This is a genomic window from Acidisoma sibiricum (genome assembly GCF_057837225.1).
Genome location: NZ_CM174445.1, coordinates 3,376,090 through 3,395,906, shown reverse-complemented (window position 1 = coordinate 3,395,906; position 19,817 = coordinate 3,376,090). Strand labels below are relative to the sequence as shown.

Here is a 19,817-nt window from a genome sequence, read left to right as displayed (position 1 = left end):
ATGTAGTTATAATGCAGTTACATAATGCACTCAACGACGCAGTGGCGTCACCCCTCAATCACTATCGCCCGGCCCATCTGCCCAAGCTCCAGGTGGCAGCGGATGCCGTGGTCGCCCTCGCGCTGGATCAGCGCGGGCTCCGTCGTCTCGCAAATCGCGCCGATTTTCCGCGGACAGCGGGTATGAAAGACGCAGCCTGAGGGCGGCCGCATGGCACTCGGGATTTCGCCCTGCAGCCGCAGCTGGCCGGTGGCTTCCTCCGCCGCAGAGGCCGCCATCAGGCTTTCCGTATAGGGGTGATGCGGTCCGTTGAAGACCGCCTCGGCCGGGCCGATTTCCATCAGTCGACCGAGATAGAGCACCGCGATCCGGTCGGAGATATAGCGCACGACGCGCAGGTCATGAGAGACGAAGAGGTAGCTGACACCCTGCTCGGCCTGCAGATCGGCCAGCAGGTTGAGGATGGCCGCCTGCACCGAGACGTCGAGCGCCGAGGTTGGCTCATCGCAGACGACGATGCGCGGATCGCCGGCAAAGGCGCGCGCAATCGCCACGCGCTGCTTCAAGCCGCCCGACAGCTGCCGCGGCCGCATGGGCAGATAGCGCTCGGCCAGGCGGATATGGCTCATCAGGCCGCGTAGCCGGTCAGCCAGGGCGGCACCCCGATAGCCGCCCAGCTTTTTCATCGGCCGGCTGATGATGCCCCGGATGGTCTGGCTGCGATTGAGCGCCGCATCCGGGTTTTGGAAGACGATCTGCAAGGCTTCCAGATCGGACGGCTGCCGCGCGGTCGCGAGGTGGGCGAGGCGCTGCCCGTTCAGCTCGATGACGCCGTTATCGTCCGGCGGAGTCAGGCCCATGATGAGCTTGGCAAGCGTCGTCTTGCCGCTGCCGGATTCACCCACCAGTCCCAGCGTCTCACCCGGCCAGATTTCGACCGAGACATCCCGCAGGGCATAGACCGGGGCACCGGCATGGCCGAAGGTCTTGCTGATATTGGCGGCACGGATCACCGGCCGGAAGGCCGGAATCTTCTTGCGGTTCGTGGGCGGCGCGGGCGGCGTGGTGCGCGGCAGGTCCGGCGCCTGCTCATGAAAATGGCAGCGGCTGACACGCCCGTCTGCGACCGGGATCAGCGGCGGTTCATCGGTGCGGCAGAGATCCTGCGCCAGACCGCAGCGCGGCGCGAAAACGCAGCCCTGCACATCTGCCAGGCTGGTCGGCAAAAAGCCCGGAATAGTATCCAGCCGGGTCAGATGCTTGGACAATCCCGGCCGCGGCAGGCAGCGCAGCAGGCCGACCGTATAGGGGTGGCGGGGCGCGCTGAAAATCTCGCGTGTCGGCCCTTCCTCGACCAGCGTGCCGGCATAAAGCACACCGACGCGCGCGCACATGCGGCGGATGACGGCCAGGTTATGGCCGATGAAGAGCACGGAACTGCCCATCTCCGCCCGCAGGGCCTCGATCAGATCCAGCACTTCGGCTTCGACGGTCGCATCCAGCGCCGTTGTCGGCTCATCCAGAATGAGCAGTGTCGGGTCCACGGCCAGCGCCATGGCAATGACGACACGCTGCAGCATGCCGCCCGAGAGCTGGTGCGGATAGCGGCTCATCACCCGTCCGGCATCGACGATGCGCACACGGTTGAGAATGGCCTCCACCCGGTCCATGCGTTCGGAGACCGGCACGCCCGCGACCTCGAAAACCTCGGCCAGCTGCGCACCGATACGGATGGACGGGTTCAGCGCGCGGCCGGGGTCCTGATAGACCATGGAGATGCTGCGCGTGCGGAAGCGGCGGAGCATCTCCCCCTTCATGGCCAGCGCATCTTCGCCGCCGATATGGATCGAGCCCGTGCGCACGCGGCCATTGTCGGGCAGATAGCGGGCCACCGCGAGGGCGACGGTTGACTTGCCACAGCCGGACTCGCCTACAAGCCCGAAGGTCTCGCCCTGGCCGATACGGAAGGAGAGGCCGCGGATGACCTGCCGGTCGCGGCGGCGCACGCGATAGGCGATGTCGAGATCGCGCACCTCTAGCGCTGCGGCGGTTGCGTCCTGCATGGGGCTCAGCGCGTCAAGCATCGATCACCGATTGCACACCATCCGCTGTGAGATTGACGCCGACGACCAGGCTGCCGATGGCCAGCGCATAGAACAGCACCGTCCACCAAAAGCCGCCGCCGATCAGACCGTAATTCTGCGAAATCGAAAGCCCCCAATCCGGCGAGGGCGGCTGAATGCCGAGGCCCAGGAAGCTGAGCGAGGCCACGGTGAAAATAGCATAGCCCAGCCGCACTGTCGTCTCCACCAGGATGGGCGGCAGGATATTGGGCAGGATTTCCACGAACAGAATGTAGATGGGCTTTTCGCCGCGCAGATTGGCGGCCGCGACATAATCGAGATCGCGTTCGCCGAGCACTGCGGCCCGCACCGTGCGGCCGACGATGAGGCCGAAGGACAGCCCGATGACGATGATCACCGTGGCGTTAGACGCGCCTAGGGCGGTGATGACCAGCATGGCGAGGATCAGCAGCGGCAGTGCGAGAAAGGCCTCGACGATGCGGCTGACGATATCATCGGTCAGCCCGCGCGCGTAACCAGTGATGAGGCCGAGCACGGTGCCGACCAGGGTACCCAGCAGCGTCGCGAGCGGTGCCACGATCAGAATGTCGCGGGACCCGACAATGACGCGGGAGAAGATGTCGCGCCCGAACTGGTCAGTGCCGAACCAGTGGTCGGCGTCCGGGCTTCCGAGCGTATTCAGCAGATCCGTATCGTCCGCGCCGTAAGGCACGATGAGCGGCCCGATGATGGCCATCACAACCCAGAACACCAGAATTGCGATCCCGACCATGAAGGGCGCCGAGCGCATCAGCATCGACACGCGCTCGCGCCAGATGCGCTTGGGCGTCTCCATCGCCTGTTCGGCGGTGGGGGACGCCACGGTTACCTGTGCGCTCATCCGCGGCCTCCAAAGGAGATGCGTGGATTGAGCGCGGAATAGAGCAGGTCGGCAATGAGGTTGACGCTGACATAGACCGTGCCGATGACCAGGATGCCGGCGGCGAGCATGGGAAAGTCCTTTGCCTTCGCCGCGGCGAATATCAGACTGCCGATGCCGTGGTAGTTGAACAGCGTCTCGACCACTACAAGGCCGCCGATGAGATAGCCGCATTGGGTGGCGATGACGGTGATCGTCGGCAGCAGCGCATTGCGCATGACATGCCGCCAGATCACCTGACGGCGCGTCAGGCCTTTAAGCACAGCTGTCCGCGTATAGTCGGAGTTCAGGGCTTCAATCATGCCGGCGCGCGCCATGCGGGCGATATAGCCGAACAGAATCATGAAAAGCGGGATCGAGGGCATCAGCAGGTAATAGATCTGCGTCAGCACGCCGGCCTGCCGCGGCGCCGTGCCTGTCAGCGGAAAGACATGCAGCCAGATGCTGAAGACCATGATCAGCACGATGCCGGAGACGAATTCCGGCACCACCGTCGCCGACAGTCCCGCGATGACGATGGTGCGGTCGATCCAGCTATTCGCCTTCAGGGCCGCGACGACACCGCCCAGAATGCCAAGCGGCACCACCAGCAGGAAGGCGATTGCCGCGAGCTTCATCGAAGTCAGCATGGCGTGGATGATGAAGGGTGCCACCGGTGCGCGATAGGTATAGGACATGCCCATGTCACCCTGCGCCATGCCGGTGATCCAGCTCCAGTATTGCACGAGTAGCGGACGGTCGATGCCAAGCTGATGGTTCAACGCCGCGACCGCGCGGGCATCGGCGAAGGGGCCCAGGATCGCGCGGCCAACATCGCCGGGCAGGATCTGGCACCCGGCAAAGACGATCATGCTGAGCAGCAGGAGGGTGACGACCGCCAGAACCAGCCGGTACAGAATCGCGCGATACAGACCCATACTGGCTGTCGTCTCCCTTTTGTGGCTTAGCTCTGGGCGATGCTGACCGTCTGCAGGAAGGGGCGGTCGCCGACGGGCAATACACCCGAGACGGCTTTCGATGTGGCATAGAGATAGTTGTAGAAATAGCCGAAGATGATCGGTGTTTCGTCCAGCAGCAATGCCTGGATCTTGCCCGATGCGGCCTTCTGGCTGGTGAGGTCCAGCGCCTTGACGTAATCGGTGACCAGCCCGTCATAGGTCGGGTTCTTGAAGCGCGCGGCATTCCAGGTGCCGGTGCTGGTGAGCGGTGCATTGAGGAAGACGTTCGGCACGCCGCGATTGCCGTAATCGGTGATGCCGAGCGGGACGTCCAGCCAGTCGGACTGGCCGGGCACGGCCTTGCCGTAATAGGCATCCTGGCTTTCGATATGCAGCTTGATATCGATGCCGATTTTCTTCGCAAAGCTCTGGATGAGCACGGCGTAATCGGGGATTTCCAGGAATTGCTCCGTGGTCAGCGTGACCGAGAAGCCATGGCCGACGCCCGCCTGTTCCAGCAGCGCGCGGGCTTTCTTGAGATCCTGGTCGCGCTGCGGCACGGAGAGATCGGTCGAGGGGAAGGCAGGACAGAAGGGGCTGTCATTGCCGATATCGGCATAGCCCTGGAACAGGCCCTTCACTAAAGCCTTGCGGTTCAGCGAGAGAGCCAGCGCCTGACGGACGCGCTTGTCCTGGAACGGTCCGGCGTCGCACTGCATATGCACCTGCTCATGCGCGCTCGACTTGCAGCGGATGATCTTGAATTGCGGATCATGCAGAATGGCGCGGCCAGCGGCCACCGGCATCTGCGCCAGCATATCGACCTGACCACCCTGAAGGGCGAGCACCTGCGGCTGCATGTCGGTATAGAAGGTGAATTCGATGCGGTCGAGGAAGGGCTTCTGCCCCCAGTAGCCATCGTTTCGCACGAAGGAACAGCCGACCTTCGGGATATATTTTTCAAGCTTGAACGGGCCGGTGCCGACGAAGCTCTGCTCGAAGCCACCGGTATAATTCGCAGGCAGCATAACGAGGTTATAGTTATCGGAGGAAAGCGTATAGGGGAAGTTGCCGCTCGGCGCGTCCAAATGGAATGCGACCGTATAGTCGTCAATCTTCTTCGATGAGCCAGGCGAGAGAACGCCCTTGAAGGCAGACAGCGCGTTCGAGGCGTTCTTGGGATTGACCAGTCTTTCGACACTTGCCACGACCGCATCGGCATTCAGCGGCTCTCCGTTGGAGAACTTGACGTTCTGCCGGATCTTGAACGTCCAGACCGAGCCGTCCTGGTTGGGCGACCAGCTGGTCGCCAAGACCGGGCGGAGTGTTGAATCAGGATTAAGCGCGCACAGAAACTCACCGGTTTGCATCATCACCATCAGGCCCCCGTCGTCGGCGATCGTCACGGGGTCGATGGCGCCGGCCGGCACGGTCATGGCGATGCGCAAGGTGCCGCCCATGGTGCCGTCGGCGCGGGCCGGGCGCACGGCGCCCATGCCCATCGCGCCCGCCAGCGTGCCGAGTAGCGGCAGGGACAGGCCAAGCCGGGTGCCATGCGCCAGAAAGCTGCGGCGATCAATTTGGCCTGCGACGGCATTATCCATGAGGTCGTTCTCGACCTCCGACAGATTTCGGCGGATGGCGGAGATCAGCTTATCGCGCTTGGACATTGCACCCTCATGGTTGAGCCGCAGTCAGGACAGGACGGCAGGAAAGCGGAAAGGCTTCGCAGTGGGATAATTCTTGTTGAGCGCCTATGCGCTAAGGGAACGGATCACGGCCGGAAATTCCACCCTTGTCAATTCGTATGGCTCATGCTTCCGGCGGAAGGCACGATATTACAATGACTGCGATCAGACGCGGGCACTCTGCCGGCTCAGGAAAGGTCTCAGCAAGGATGATGCCAGCCGGTGCGATGACCGATCGGCTTGCAAAAACCGACGGGCCTGCCGCGGTATGGCGGTCTCTTGCACGATCACTAGGCAAATGCCTAGACAATAGCGGCGTAGTGGGGCCTCGGTGCCGCATGGTGACGGATGACAATGAATGGCGGTAATTGACCGGCGGTGGCTGCCGCTGAATGCCCTCAGGGCCTTTGAAGCGGTTGGCCGTCAGCTGAGTTTCACGGGCGGCGCCCAGAGTCTGCATGTGTCGCAGTCGGCCCTTAGCCGCCATGTCGCTTCGCTCGAAGATTTGCTCGGCCGGCCCTTGCTGGAACGCCGCCCATCGGGCCTGGCCTTGACGCCGGCTGGTGCCGCGCTGCTGCCGGTGGTGCGAAAATCCTTCGATCGGCTGGAAGAGGTGATGAATGACATCCAGCAGGAAGAGGCCGGCCACCAGCGCCGATTGCGCGTGCATATGCCCCCAAGCTTCCTGCATCAGGTCGCGCTGCCGATTCTGGGCGACTTCCGCCGCGAATTTCCCGATATCCTGATTGACGTGTCGAGCAGCCTTGGCACCGGCCTGCCGCCGACAGAGGTTGATGTCGCGGTCGTCTACGACCGGCCGCAGGGCGGCGACACGGTACGCGATCTGTTATGGACGGTGCGCGTCTGTCCGGTTTGCGCCCCGGCCGTCGCCCGTCTCGCGGCCGGCGTGGACTTGCCGGACTTCCTGCGCCAGCAGGAACTGCTGCATGTCAAACTGCCGGGGGCGCCCATCGGGGCCCCTTGGGCGCGTTTCGCCCGTGTCCAGGGTTTCTCGCTGGATACCGGCCGGGGCATGGCTTTTGAAACGGTAACCCTTGCCGTGCAATATGCCATGGCGGGGCAGGGGGTGGTGCTGGCCGATGTCGATATGTTCGCGGCCGATATCGCCGCCGGGCGGCTGGTCGCACCCTATGAGGCGATCGCGGAAGATGGCTACGGCTATTACCTGGCTTTCCACCCGGAAGATCTCGGCGATCCGGCGATCAGCGTGTTTCGGTCCTGGATGATCGCGCGCCTTGGGCGCGGTATGCGGAAGGCTTCATGAAAGACTGCCATAATATCGAAGACCTTCGCCTGGCGGCGGTTCAGCGCATTCCACGCATCTTTGCCGATTATATCGAAGGCGGCTCGAACAGCGAACTGACGCGGGCGGCCAATGAGCGCGATTTCGCGCGCTGGCGTGTGCGCCAGCATGTGCTGCGCGATGTCGCCGAGCGCGATCTGTCCGCGACCTTCCTGGGCGCCAAGCATGCCTTGCCGCTGATGCTGGGGCCGGTCGGCTTCCTCGGCATGTTCGGCCGCCGGGGTGAGGTGGCGGCGGCACGGGCCGCCGGGCGGGCCGGCGTGCCCAGCTGCGTCTCGGCCTTCGCCATTCGCCCGATCGACGAAGTCGCGCGGGACAATCCCGAGACCACGCTCTACTCACAGCTTTACGTGCTGAAGGATCGGGCGCTGACGGAGGCGATGATCGCGCGCGCCGACGCGGCCGGGGCGGAAGCGCTGTTCCTGACCGTTGATACGGCCGTGACCCCGCTGCGGGAACGCGATGCCCGCAACGGCTTCCGCAACCTCACCCGCCCGACGCTCGGTCAATGGCGCAATATCCTCAGCCGACCCGCCTGGTGCTGGGCCATGATGCGGGACGGCAGGCCTGAGGTCGGGCATGCGCGGGCCGCGGGCTTCGGCCGGGGCGTGATGGAACAGGCCGGCCATCTGGCGCGCCAGATCGACCCGGCGCTGAACTGGGCTGATGTCGACTGGCTGCGGCGGCGCTGGAACCGCAAGCTGGTGATCAAGGGCATCATGGAGCCGGAAGACGCGCGCCGGGCGGCCGAAGCCGGCGCGGACGGCATTGTCGTCTCCAATCATGGTGGCCGCCAGCTGGACGGTACGTCCTCCACCATCATGGCGCTGCCCGCCATCGGCGAGGCGGTGGGCGGCAAGCTGGATGTGCTCGTCGATGGCGGCTTTCGCCGCGGCTGGCATATCGCGCTTGCCTTGGCGCTGGGCGCTTCTGCCGTTTCGCTCGGCCGTCCCTATGCCTGGGGCCTGGCCGCCGGCGGAGAGGCCGGCGTCGCGCATGCGATCGGCCTTTTGGCGGCCGAGCTGGACAGCACGCTGGCTTTGATGGGCATGCGGAGCGTGGCCGAATTGCGCGCCGCCGGCCGCGCTATGGTTCATTTCGATTAAGAATTAAAGAGGCTCGATATGCAAACCGGGTGGCATGGTGCCATGCTACCCGGTTTGCATCATGCACAGGATTCGGGCGATCAGTCTGCGGCCAGCGCCATCTGCTTGCGCGCCATGGTCTGGCGCACATACTCTTCCAGGTCGGTCCCAATGCGGTCGGCATAATTCGCCATCACATGATCCGCGCCCTCATAGACACGATAGTCGATGGAAACGCCCTTCTGGGTATTCAGCTTGTCGACCAGCTTACGCACGCCCGGTTCGGCCACCATTTCGTCGGCATCGCCATGGATCAACAGACCGCCCGTCGGACAAGGGGCCAGGAAGCCGAAGTCGTAATGGGTCGCCGGCGGGGCGACGCTGATCCAGCCCGAGATTTCAGGACGGCGCATCAGCAGCTGCATGCCGACGAAGGCGCCGAAGGAATAGCCCGCGATCCAGAGACCGGCCGAGTTCGGGTTGACCGACTGCATCCAGTCCAGCGCGCCCGCGGCATCGCTGATCTCGCCGATGCCACCATCATAGCGGCCCTGGCTGCGGCCGACGCCGCGGAAGTTGAAACGCATCACCGAAAACCCAAGGCGCTGGAAAGCCTGGAACATCGAATAGGTGATACGGTTGTTCATCGTCCCCCCATGCAGGGGGTGCGGGTGAAGCACGAGCGCGAGCGGGGCGCCCGTCTCCTTGCTGTGGTGGTAGCGGCCTTCCAAACGACCGTCTGGGCCGGCGAACATCACTTCAGGCATGGCGCTCAAAACCTATCTTCGATAACGATTGGGCCCCCGGGTTGCCCCAGCGGCCTGACAAGTCAGTCCCTTCGATAACGGCACGTCCCCGCGGCTGCACTCAAATTCGCGCAGCCCCCCTTCACATCCCAGGGACCGAAACTCCAGCGTGCCGCGCCACGACCGTGGTGCGGCGGTCTCCGAAAAGGCTGACTGACGATGACCCTGCCTGGGCGAAACGCTATGGCGTCACCCTCCAGGCGTGAACGGGAAGCAGAGGAAGGCATCAAGGGATGGCAGCTGCCCCGGCAAAGCCTTTCCTATGTCGAGGACACGCATGATAATAAGGCGCCGGGCTGCCGAATTCATATGGAAATGTCGCATGGCCTTTATGTTTCTGCGGGAAAGCATTGCCGCCTACCGGGAAAAGGACCCTGCCGCCCGTTCCGGGGTCGAGGTTCTGTTCTGCTACCCTGGCCTGCACGCCGTTATGTGGCATCGCCTCGCGCAACGTCTTTGGCATGCTAAATGGACCTCTGCCGCCCGTTTTACAGCCCATATCAGCCGCTGGCTGACGGGCATTGAAATCCATCCCGCCGCCCGGCTGGGCCGCCGGCTGGTCATCGACCATGGCATGGGCCTGGTAATTGGCGAGACCGCGGTCGTTGGCGACGATGTCACGCTCTATCATCAGGTGACGCTGGGGGGCACCAGCCTCAGCCATGGCAAGCGGCACCCCACCATCGGCAACAACGTGATCATCGGCGCCGGGGCCAAGGTGCTGGGGAATATCACGGTAGGCGACGGCGCCCGCATCGGCGCCAATGCCTTGGTCATCAAGCCTGTTCCGGCCGGCACCACCATGGTCGCGGCCCCCGCCAATGCGCTGGACCGGCAGCACCGCGACCCCTGTTTCGACTCCTACGGCACGCCCTGCTCGGAAATGTCGGTCGATCCCCTGCTGCAGGATATTGAGAGCCTGCGGGCCGAATTGGCCGAGCTTGAGACGCGCGTCGCCGCCCTTTCAGCTCTGGCCTATCCGCGCCTGGAACCTGCCGAATGACCCTGGCGCCGCGCGTCTATCTGGACGCCAATGCGACAGAGCCGCTGCGGCCGGAGGCGCGGTCCGCGGTGCTGGGGGCGCTGGATACACTCGGTAATCCATCGTCGATCCATGGCGACGGCCGCGCCGCGCGCAAAATCCTGGAAGATGCGCGGGAGGTGATCGCTGGCCGTTTCGGTGGCCTTGCTCGCCACCTCGTCTTCACCTCCGGCGGCACGGAGGCCAATGCCATCGCCATCCATGGCCTCGCGCGCGGTGGCCGGATTCTGCGCGGTGCCACCGAACATGCCGCCGTGATCGCGGCGGCCGGTGAGGCGGCCGGCGTGCTGCCGGTCGATCGGGAGGGCGTGCTGAGTCTCGACACCCTTGCAGCTCTCCTGGCGAGTGAGCCCGCGGCGCTGGTTTCGGTCATGCTCGCCAATAATGAGACCGGCACCATCCAGCCTGTAGCTGAGATTGCGCGGCTTTGCCGCGCGGCCGGCACTTTGTTCCATGTCGACGGGGTGCAGGGCGCGGGCCGCATGGACGTGGATCTGGCTTCAATCGGCGCCGATTGCCTCACGCTCTCAGCCCATAAGCTGGGCGGGCCGCCGGGCGCGGGCGCGCTGATGCTGACCTCAGAGGCCGCCGAGCGCCTGACTCCGCTGGTTTTGGGCGGCGGGCAGGAACGGGGACGCCGTGGCGGCACCCATGCGCTGCCCAATATCGCCGGTTTTGCGGCGGCCGCCGCGGCCTGCCGGCCGCAGGATGCGGCGCGTCTGGCGCCGCTCCGGGACAGGATGGAGGCGGCGGCGGTCGCTGCCGGCGCCATCGTCATCGGTGGCGGCAGCGCGCGCCTGCCTAATACGACCTGCCTTGCCTTGCCCGGCGCGCGGGCCGAGGCGCAGGTGATTGCCCTTGATCTCGCCGGTATCTCCGTCTCGGCCGGTGCGGCGTGCTCCTCGGGCAAGGTCGCGCGCAGCCACGTGCTGGAGGCGATGGGCGCGGGGGATCTGTCCGCCCAGGCGATTCGCGTCTCGCTGCCCTGGTCCGCGACCGAGGATGATGCGGCGGCCTTCATCCTGGCCTATCAGGCCATGGCGGCCCGCATGGGCGGCCGCGCCCATGCGGGCCGCGCAGCATGATCTATCTCGACAATCACGCGACGACGCCTTGCGACCCGCGGGTGGTCGCGGCCATGCTGCCCTGGTTCACCGAACATTTCGGCAATGCCGGCAGTGTCGAGCATGGCATGGGGCGCAAGGCCGCCGCCGCCGTTGAGGCGGCGCGGGCTGAGGTGGCAGCCCTGATCGGCGCGGCTGCATCCGAGATCATCTTCACCTCCGGCGCCACCGAATCGAATAACCTTGCCATTTTCGGCGCCGCCCGCTTCGCGCGGGCCATGGGCAATGACCGCCGCCGTGTCATCACCCTCGCGACCGAGCATCATGCCGTGCTCGACCCTGTGCGGGCTCTGGCCGAGGAAGGGTTTGAGCCGGTCGTCCTGCCGGTGCAGGCGAACGGGCTGTTGGACCCGCAGATTCTGGCCGATGCGCTGGCCGTGCCGACGCTGCTTGTCTCCATCATGGCCGTGAATAATGAGATCGGCGTGATTCAGGATCTGTCCGCGCTTGGCCGAATGGTGAAAGCAGCGGGCGCGTCCTTTCATATCGATGCAGCCCAGGCGGGCGGACGCCTGCCGCTCGATATGATTGAGATCCCGGCCGATCTGCTCTCCCTCTCTGCCCATAAAATGTATGGGCCGAAGGGCATCGGTGCGCTCTATCTGCGCCGCCGCCCACGCATGCGCATCAGCCCTCTGATCGCCGGCGGCGGGCAGGAGCGGGGGTTGCGCTCCGGCACTTTGCCGGTCCCGCTGATCGTGGCCTTTGGTGAGGCCGCGCGCCTGGCGCGAAGCGAAGGTCCGGCCGAAACCGGGCGCATTCTTGCCCAGGCCCAGCGCCTATTGGCCCTTTTGCGGGCCGGAATCCCTGACCTGGTGATGAACGGCGACGCTGAAAGCCGCGTCGCGGGCAATCTCAACCTGACCTTCCCGGGGCGGAGCGCGGCGGCGATTCTGGCCGCTGTGCCAGAGCTTTGCCTCTCCTCCAGCTCAGCCTGCACTGGTGCAGCCGACGGCTCAGTGGGTGCCAGTCACGTGCTGACGGCGATCGGCCTGCCGGCCGAAGCGGCCCTCCGCAGCTTGCGCATTGGGATAGGACGATTTACCTCCGACGCCGATATTGATCGGGCCGCAGCTCAGCTTATTGCAGCAGCCCAGGCACACCACGCCGCTGCGGCGGAATGACAGGTTTTCCGCCGGTCGTCCGACCGGTCTAGAAAGAGGAATTAAGACGCCGATGCCGAAGATGACCTTCATCGAGCGCGATGGTACGCCCCGTGATGTGGACGCGCCGCTCGGGCTGTCCGTTCTGGAGGTTGCCCATAAGCACGGCATCGACCTCGAAGGCGCCTGCGAAGGCTCGCTCGCCTGCTCCACCTGCCATGTCATTATCGACCCGGATTGGTTCGAGAAGCTCAATCCCCCGTCCGAGGACGAGGAGGACATGCTCGACCTCGCCTTCGGGCTGGAGGAGACCTCCCGTTTGGGCTGCCAGATCGTCATCAACGAAAGCCTGGACGGTCTGGTGGTGAAGCTGCCCTCGGCCACGCGCAACGCCCAGGGCTAACGCCGTGACTTGGGGGTTGCCCGCGGACCTGATCCGCGGGTGAACCTGCCGCGGCGCCTATCCGAAGGCGCCGACTTCATGGCTGACCGCCGTGCTGATTTCGCGCACCAGCGCGAAATAGCGGGCGATCGGCGAAAAGATCTCATCATGTTCCCGCCCGTAGCCCAGGCTGTTGGGTGAGGTGCCGGGCTCCCCGAAATCGGTGCCCGTCGTCTCATCCGGGGCCTTCGGGAAGATGCGGCCCAGCGTCTGCAAGGCCGCCGGCACGTCCAGCCGCAGCAGGCGCTGCTGCAGGCCGGTGCGCATGACGCCGAGGCGCGGCGCGAAATCCGGGATCATCGCAGTCAGAATCCAGATGCGGTGAATGGCGGCCAGCCGCAGCGCATGCAGCAGCAGCTCCCGGTCATTCATCTGCGGCGCATCCGCCCAGGCGGCGCGCAAGGCAAGATGGTCGGCATGGACGCGGCGGAACATGGCCAGCACGTCCGACCAGATATTGAGCTGTTCCAGCCCGGTGGCGACCGCCATCAGCGCCTCTCGCCGGCCGGGAATGGTGCTGTGCCCGGCGCGATCCAGCCAGGTGCCAGGGTCGAGCGTTTCCACCACCGCACGCAGCACGTCGAGATGGGAATGGCGCATGGCGTGGGAAGCGAAATCCATCGAGCGGCGGAAACGCGGGCTGGTGCGCCGCAGCTCCGTCACCGCATCCGGGTTGCGGCTGGCCGCGAGCCCCAGGCCCTGCAGCGTATTCGCGCACCAGCCGAGCTGCTGCAGGATCGCGTTGTTGGGGATCGCGCGCAGCTCGCGCGGATGGCTGATGATGGCGGGACCGCCCGAGGTATCGCTCTGACGCGCCGCAGGGCGGGACCCGGTGCGGTCGATCAGTGCGGGGCCGAACGTGCCAAGGATGGCGGCATAGCCGGGATCTTCGACCAGCTCTTCCATGCTGGAGCGGATGGTCGCGAAGAAATCGGCCGCAAAATCCGCGTCCTGATAGATCGGGTCCTCACCCTCATCGGTGCGGATAAGGGCAAATTCCGCAATCTTGAGGATCGTCGCCTGGGCCAGCGCCGGCGTGCCGAACAGCATATAGCCGTCGCCACCCTGAAAGGCGCTTTCCTCCCGGTAGCTGATTCCGGCATCCTCGAAAGCGCGTCTGCCGGCCGCGGGGGAGAGATAGGACAGCCGATCCGTCAGCGACCCCGGATGCGCGCCGCGGCCGATGCTCTCGCCATGGGTGTCGAACAGAACCAGTTCCACATCCGTCAGCCCATGCTTGACCATGGCTTCGCTGATTTTCAGCCGCAGCCGCTCAATCAGATAGGTCGCTGCAATCTGGCCAACATAGCGGCCCGAATCGGAATAGCCGAACTGGACCGCGAGCTTGCCGGTGCGGCGCAGATAGGCGCGGTAATGCGGGCTGCGCAGCGCCTCTTCGATGATGCGGTTGCCCTGGGACAGCGCTTCCGCCGTCTCGAACAGGGGACTGATTTCGATCTTGTCGTCGATCCCGAACAGCTTCGCGAAATAAAGCGCGGTCAGCAGCGTGTAGCCGGTTTCGGTTTCCGCGATGAGGAAACGGACGGGGCTCGCGCCGTCGATATGCTTGATCATCTGGGCGACCGTCATCATCAGCCGCGCGGCCGAGGCCTGCTCCGCCATCAGCGTGCCGAAGTTGATGGCTTCCGGCTTCACCTCGTCCAGGGCCGTGTTGATGGCACCGAGCAGGATGCGGCGGCGGGACGGATCGGCGGGTGGATCGGCCAGGCCCAGGCGCTGGCGGGCGGCATTGTGCAACTGGGCGGAGTTGAGCCGCACATGAGTATGGGCGAGGCCGAGATTGTGCGAGGTGAGGCCGGCGCGTGCAATCAGCAGCGCCCGCTTCTCGGCCTCGTCTGCGATTGCGAGGGCGGCCGGGAAAAGGGCCAGCAGCGGCTCGGGCGTGGCCAGCGCCTGGTCCTGCAGGTGGATCAGGGTGCGGCCAAATTCGCCCACGGCCGCGACATCGGTGCCGTTGGGTGCGGCGGCGATCTCTGCCTCGACCGCGGCGATCGCAACCTGGACCCTGTCCAGAATGGCGGAAGCACTGTGCAGCGGGGCCAGCTGCGCTTCGACGCGCTGCAACTGATACAGCTTCATGCGCAGGCGCAGACGCAGCGTATCCCACCAGCCGATATCGGTGCGGCCGTCGGTGTCATAACCGACCCAGCTCGCCAGTGTGACGGGGCGCGGCGCGAGATCGAGCCAGCGATGGGCCCAGGTCTCCCGCGCGGCATCCAGAATGGCGCCGGTCAGCAGGTCAATTGCGTCCCGTCCGCGGGCGATGGCGGCATGGGCCTGGTCGAACTCGTCTTCCAGGGTCACCGGTGCGGGGCGATGGGAGGTGAAACAGGCGGTGCCGACCTCGCCCGAGGCGGCGCGGGCCAAGGCATCCCCCACGGCATAGGGCAGGGAAAAGGTCGGGTGTGCGGTGAACACCGCTGAAAACCGCGTGCGCTCGGTCGCGCGGCGGAACTGGGCGAAGGGCACGGCGCTGTCATTCGGGTCAGGCCGTACCAGCAGCGTGGCCAGCCTGTGCATGGCGGCGGCCGGGTCTATCCCGGAGGAGAGACCGACATAATCGGCCAGCCGTTCCGCCCGCTGCTGATAGGCTTCGTCGCGCAGCCAGCAGACCAGCCCCTGCAGGTCGGCGTCCGTCAGCTGTCCCTGGTCGATACGCCGGGAAATGGCGAGTGCGGTCGTCATGACCGGGTTACTGAACGGGTCCTCCGCCGCGCGGGCCAGGGCGTGATTCATGACGCCGAGCAGATCGGCCGCCAGCGCCGCGATCTGCGCCGGCTGTTCAAGAGGGAGATCGCTCAGGGGTGCAAGTTGGTCTGCCATGGCTACTATTGTGCATCGCAACGCCACGGGAGCAACGATTACGTGATCCCAGCCGCTCGTTTTATGGAGAAATTTTCGCTGTGACTGGATGCAGCCGGGCGCTCTCCCGGCGCGTATCGGCCATGCGGCCAGAAAATCCGGGCGGCCTCACCATGGCCCTTGCTCGGGACGCATGAGGTCTTTATAGACCCGCTCCACGCCAAATCGGCGCTTGCCGGCCTGTCCCGCTCGTCTAGAGGCCTAGGACACCGCCCTCTCACGGCGGTAACAGGGGTTCGAATCCCCTGCGGGACGCCAGGTTTTTCAATGCATTACTGAGATAGCCGCCGCTACAGCGGCAGTTCGGTGGTGTTTTTGACCTCCTCCATCACCGTATAGGTATGGGTCTGGCGGATGCCGGGCAGGCGGGCGAGGGTTTCGCCCAGGAAGCGGCGATAGGCCTCCATATCCTGCACCCGCACCTTCATCAGATAATCGAAACCGCCGGCCACCATATGGCATTCCAGCACCTCGGGCGTGCGGCCGATGGCGGCGGCGAATTCATCGAAGGCCGCGGTGCTCGTGCGGTCGAGCGTGATTTCGATGAAGACCAGCAACCCCCGCCCCAGCTTGGCGGGGTTGAGGCGCACGGCATAGCCCTCAATCACCCCCTCGGCCTGAAGCCGCCGAACCCGCTCATGGGTCGCGGCTTGGCTGAGATTGGCCTGGCGCGCGAGTTCCACATTCGTCATGCGGCCATCGCGCTGCAACAGGCGCAGCAGTTTTCTGTCGGTGTCGTCCATGAATGAAGAGTTCCGCGAAACTATCGACACAAGCCAGCGAATCTTCGGCTGAGCGGCCCAAAATCCGAACCACCTGCCGAAAATAGGGCGATATCTTGGGCAAGGCATCGCTCGAGGTTTCGCTTGATGACAGCGCTGGCTCCTTTCTCCGCCTTCACCTCCGGCCTGGGTCCCCAAACCGCCTTGCGGGCGGCGATCACCCGGCAGACTCGCGCGCCCGAGGCGGCGTGCGTGGCCGACCTCGCCAAGGCGGCTGCCTTGCCGGTCGAGACGGCGGAGCGCGCGCGGCAGACGGCGACGGCCCTGGTGAGGGCGCTGCGCGCCAAGGGCGGCCGCGGTCCTGTGGAAGGTCTGGTGCGGGAATATGACCTCTCAAGCCAGGAGGGCGTCGCGCTGATGTGTCTCGCCGAGGCGCTGCTGCGCATCCCCGACACGGCCACGCGCGACACGCTCATCCGCGACAAGATCAGCACGGGGAACTGGCGCGGTCATCTCGGGCATTCCGCGTCCCTCTTCGTCAATGCCGCGACCTGGGGGCTGGTCGTCACCGGCAAGCTGACCGGCAGCGCCCATGAGACGGGTCTGGGGGCGGCGCTGACGCGTCTGATCGCCCGGGGTGGCGAGCCGGTCATTCGCCGCGGCGTCGAACTCGCCATGCATATGATGGGGCAGCAATTCGTCACCGGCCAGACGATCGCGGAGGCTTTGCGCCACGCTCACAGGCTGGAGGCGCGCGGCTTCCGCTACTCCTATGACATGCTGGGGGAGGCCGCCGTCACGGCGGCGGACGCAGCGCGCTATTACGATGAGTATGAGGCCGCGATCCATGCCATCGGCACGGCCGCCGCCGGACGCGGCCTTTATGATGGTCCTGGCATATCCATCAAGCTTTCGGCGCTGCATCCCCGCTACAGCCGGGCGCAGCGCGACCGCGTGATGGCGGAACTGCTGCCCCGGCTGCAGGCGCTGGCGCCGCTCTGCCGGCGCTACGATATCGGCCTCAATATCGATGCCGAGGAGGCAGACCGGCTCGAACTGTCGCTCGATCTGCTGCAAGCGCTGTGTTTCGACGACAGGCTCGCGGGCTGGAACGGCATCGGCTTCGTGGTCCAGGCCTATCAGAAGCGGGCCTTTTTCGTGCTCGACTGGATCATTGACCTTGCCCGCCGCAGCGGGCACCGGTTGATGATACGACTGGTCAAGGGCGCCTATTGGGATAGCGAGATCAAAAGCGCGCAGGTCGATGGACTGGACGGGTTTCCGGTCTTTACCCGCAAAATCCATACCGACATTTCCTACCGCGCCTGTGCGGCCAGACTGCTGGCCGCCCCCGACGCGGTCTTTCCGCAATTCGCGACCCACAATGCGCAGACGCTCGCCGCTATTCATGCCATGGCGGGCGCGGACTTTCAGGTGGGGCTTTACGAGTTCCAATGCCTGCATGGCATGGGCGAGGCTTTGTACGAAGAGGTGGTGGGGACCGAGACACTCAACCGGCCCTGCCGCATCTATGCGCCCGTGGGCACGCATGAAACGCTGCTCGCCTATCTCGTGCGGCGCCTGCTGGAAAACGGCGCCAATTCCTCCTTCGTCAATCGCATTCAGGACCCAGCGGTGCCGGTTGAGGCACTGGTCGCCGATCCGCTGGACGATGCCAGCCTCGGCACGCCGCATGAGCGGATCGCTTTGCCGCGCGATCTGTTCGCGCCGGTGCGGACCAATTCGGCCGGTCTCGATCTGAGCGATGATGTTCAACTGGCAGTCCTTGCTGACAGGTTGCAGAAAAGTGCCGCAACCACGTGGTCGGCAGCACCGGCACAGGGTGCGGCGGCAATGCCGCAGGCCGTGCGCAATCCCGCTGACCGGGGCGACGTTGTCGGCAGCGTTGTTGAGGCAACACCAATGCAGGTCGAAGCGGCCATCACCGACGCGACGGCAGCGGCTTTGTCCTGGGCCGCGACGCCTTCCGCCACACGCGCAGATTGTCTGAACAGGGCCGCTGATTTGCTGGAAGCGCGGATGCCGGACCTGCTTGGCCTCATCATCCGCGAGGCTGGCAAAACCCTCGCCAATGCGGTCTCTGAAGTCCGGGAGGCTGTCGACTTCCTGCGTTATTATGCGGAACAGGGAAGGGCACTCACCGCGGAGAACAGCAGGCCGCTGGGCGTTGTCACCTGCATCTCGCCCTGGAATTTTCCGCTCGCGATTTTCACGGGACAGGTGGCGGCATCGCTCGCCGCCGGCAATTGCGTGCTGGCCAAGCCGGCGGAGCAAACGCCCCTGATCGCGGCCCAGGCGGTCGCTCTGCTGCATGAAGCGGGTGTGCCGCATGACGTGCTGCAGCTTCTGCCGGGGCAGGGTGCGGTCGGCGCGCACTTGGTCGCTGACGCGCGCACGCGCGGCGTGGTCTTCACCGGATCGACCGACGTCGCGAAACAGATCCAGCAGGTTCTGGCGCGGCGGCTCAACCCGGACGGCACGCTGGTGCCGCTGATTGCGGAAACCGGCGGCCAGAATGCGTTGGTTGTCGATTCCTCGGCGCTGACGGAACAGGTGGTGGCAGATGTGCTGGTGTCCGCCTTCGACAGCGCCGGGCAGCGCTGTTCGGCGCTCCGGGTGCTGTGCCTGCAGGAGGAGATTGCCGACCGGACGCTCACCATGCTGCGCGGCGCCATGGCCGAACTGTCCGTCGGCAACCCGGACCGCTTGTCCACCGATATCGGTCCGGTCATCACGGATGAGGCGCGGGACAATATTGCGGCCCATGTCGCCGCGATGCGCGCGGCCGGCTGCGCCGTGCATCAGCTGCCCTTGCCGGAGGCTTGCGCTGCAGGCAGCTTCGTCGCACCCGCGATCGTCGACATACCGAACATCGCTGTGTTGAAGCAGGAGGTTTTCGGCCCCGTTCTGCATGTGCTGCGCTATCCGCGCGATGGGCTGGATGCTCTCATCGCCGCTATCAACGCGACCGGATATGCGCTCACTTTCGGTCTGCATACGCGTATCGATGAGACGGTGGCGCGTGTCACCGCGCGGGCGGGTGCGGGCAATATCTATATCAACCGCAACCTGATCGGTGCCGTGGTCGGTGTGCAGCCCTTCGGCGGCCACGGCCTGTCCGGCACCGGGCCCAAGGCCGGCGGGCCGCTGTATCTGCGCCGTCTGCTTGCGCGGCCTCCTGCAGCGCCCACGCCGGGCATAGGCACGGAGCAGGCACTGCCCGGCCCGGTCGGCGAGCGCAATCTGTATGTGACGGAGGCGCGGGGCACTGTTCTCTGCATCGCCTCTGATCGGGCAGAATTATTGCGCCAGATCGATGTGACGCTTGAGACCGGCAATCGCGCCCTGATCACCCAGGGCGCATTGACGGATCTACCGGCCCATCTGGCGGGGCGCGTGCAGATCGCCGACGACCCTTGGGCGGAGGACTTCGCCGCCATCCTGTTCCACGGGGAGACCGCTGACCTGCGCGCTGTTAACCAACGCGCCGCAGACCGTACCGGACCGATAATCTCCGTCTACATCCGCGCGGCGGACGGAGAGTATCCGCAGGAGTTTCTTGTCCGGGAGCGCTCCATCAGCATCAACACCACCGCCGCCGGCGGCAATGCCCATCTCATGATGATCGGTTGATCC

At 65.3% G+C, this 19,817-nt stretch carries 14 protein-coding genes and 1 tRNA gene; 8 read left to right on the top strand and 7 right to left on the bottom strand.

Going from position 1 to position 19,817, the window contains the following annotated elements:
* Positions 1 to 47 precede the first annotated feature (47 nt).
* The 4 genes from AC3G7M_RS16170 to AC3G7M_RS16155 are packed head-to-tail and all read right to left on the bottom strand — an operon-like array spanning position 48 to position 5,611.
* Positions 48 to 2,084, bottom strand: a complete 2,037-nt coding sequence (locus AC3G7M_RS16170; protein WP_489213153.1) for an ABC transporter ATP-binding protein — start codon at positions 2,082 to 2,084, stop codon at positions 48 to 50.
* Complete coding sequence (locus AC3G7M_RS16165; protein WP_489213152.1) at positions 2,077 to 2,964, bottom strand: ABC transporter permease; 888 nt, start codon at positions 2,962 to 2,964, stop codon at positions 2,077 to 2,079. Before AC3G7M_RS16165 ends, AC3G7M_RS16170 begins: the two co-directional genes overlap by 8 nt.
* Positions 2,961 to 3,920 carry an ABC transporter permease gene (locus tag AC3G7M_RS16160; protein WP_489213151.1) on the bottom strand — a complete coding sequence of 320 codons (960 nt, stop codon included), beginning with the start codon at positions 3,918 to 3,920 and terminating at the stop codon, positions 2,961 to 2,963. Before AC3G7M_RS16160 ends, AC3G7M_RS16165 begins: the two co-directional genes overlap by 4 nt.
* A 26-nt stretch (positions 3,921 to 3,946) precedes the next feature.
* On the bottom strand, positions 3,947 to 5,611 hold the full coding sequence (locus AC3G7M_RS16155) for an ABC transporter substrate-binding protein (RefSeq protein ID WP_489213150.1): 1,665 nt from the start codon (positions 5,609 to 5,611) through the stop codon (positions 3,947 to 3,949).
* Between the two features lie 376 nt (positions 5,612 to 5,987).
* Between AC3G7M_RS16155 and AC3G7M_RS16150 the strand changes: the two genes are divergently transcribed.
* Together AC3G7M_RS16150 and AC3G7M_RS16145 are read left to right on the top strand one after the other, a co-directional pair.
* Positions 5,988 to 6,914 (top strand): LysR substrate-binding domain-containing protein, encoded by a 927-nt coding sequence (locus AC3G7M_RS16150; protein WP_489213149.1) that lies wholly within the window; start codon positions 5,988 to 5,990, stop codon positions 6,912 to 6,914.
* Entirely contained in the window at positions 6,911 to 8,059 is a 1,149-nt protein-coding gene (locus AC3G7M_RS16145) for an alpha-hydroxy acid oxidase (protein WP_489213148.1), read from the top strand. The genes AC3G7M_RS16150 and AC3G7M_RS16145 overlap by 4 nt, the downstream gene beginning before the upstream one ends.
* Positions 8,060 to 8,139: 80 nt before the next feature.
* On the opposite strand, the gene AC3G7M_RS16140 is transcribed toward AC3G7M_RS16145, so the two are convergent.
* Entirely contained in the window at positions 8,140 to 8,805 is a 666-nt protein-coding gene (locus tag AC3G7M_RS16140; protein WP_489213147.1) for an alpha/beta hydrolase, read from the bottom strand.
* Positions 8,806 to 9,166: 361 nt separating this feature from the next.
* On the opposite strand from AC3G7M_RS16140, the gene cysE reads away from it, so the two are divergent.
* Genes cysE through AC3G7M_RS16120 form a run of 4 tightly spaced genes read left to right on the top strand, consistent with a single transcriptional unit; the run spans position 9,167 to position 12,516 of the window.
* Positions 9,167 to 9,847: a serine O-acetyltransferase gene (gene cysE / locus AC3G7M_RS16135; RefSeq protein ID WP_489213146.1), complete on the top strand. Its 681-nt coding sequence runs from the start codon at positions 9,167 to 9,169 to the stop codon at positions 9,845 to 9,847.
* Entirely contained in the window at positions 9,844 to 10,971 is a 1,128-nt protein-coding gene (locus AC3G7M_RS16130; RefSeq protein ID WP_489213145.1) for a cysteine desulfurase family protein, read from the top strand. Before cysE ends, AC3G7M_RS16130 begins: the two co-directional genes overlap by 4 nt.
* A complete protein-coding gene (locus tag AC3G7M_RS16125) occupies positions 10,968 to 12,134 on the top strand; it encodes a cysteine desulfurase family protein (protein WP_489213144.1) in 1,167 nt (388 codons plus the stop codon). The genes AC3G7M_RS16130 and AC3G7M_RS16125 overlap by 4 nt, the downstream gene beginning before the upstream one ends.
* Positions 12,135 to 12,186: 52 nt before the next feature.
* On the top strand, positions 12,187 to 12,516 hold the full coding sequence (locus tag AC3G7M_RS16120) for a ferredoxin family 2Fe-2S iron-sulfur cluster binding protein (RefSeq protein ID WP_489213143.1): 330 nt from the start codon (positions 12,187 to 12,189) through the stop codon (positions 12,514 to 12,516).
* A 57-nt stretch (positions 12,517 to 12,573) separates the two neighbouring features.
* Here the strand turns inward: AC3G7M_RS16120 and AC3G7M_RS16115 are convergent, their stop codons facing one another.
* A complete protein-coding gene (locus tag AC3G7M_RS16115; protein ID WP_489213142.1) occupies positions 12,574 to 15,399 on the bottom strand; it encodes a phosphoenolpyruvate carboxylase in 2,826 nt (941 codons plus the stop codon).
* 221 nt (positions 15,400 to 15,620) lie between these two features.
* On the opposite strand from AC3G7M_RS16115, the gene AC3G7M_RS16110 reads away from it, so the two are divergent.
* Positions 15,621 to 15,696 (top strand) — tRNA-Glu (locus tag AC3G7M_RS16110).
* Positions 15,697 to 15,728: 32 nt separating this feature from the next.
* Here AC3G7M_RS16110 and AC3G7M_RS16105 read toward each other — a convergent pair.
* Positions 15,729 to 16,181, bottom strand: coding sequence for an Lrp/AsnC ligand binding domain-containing protein (locus AC3G7M_RS16105; protein ID WP_489213141.1), 453 nt, complete (start codon positions 16,179 to 16,181; stop codon positions 15,729 to 15,731).
* A gap of 126 nt (positions 16,182 to 16,307) precedes the next feature.
* On the opposite strand from AC3G7M_RS16105, the gene putA reads away from it, so the two are divergent.
* On the top strand, positions 16,308 to 19,814 hold the full coding sequence (gene putA / locus AC3G7M_RS16100) for a bifunctional proline dehydrogenase/L-glutamate gamma-semialdehyde dehydrogenase PutA (RefSeq protein ID WP_489213140.1): 3,507 nt from the start codon (positions 16,308 to 16,310) through the stop codon (positions 19,812 to 19,814).
* Positions 19,815 to 19,817 lie beyond the last annotated feature (3 nt).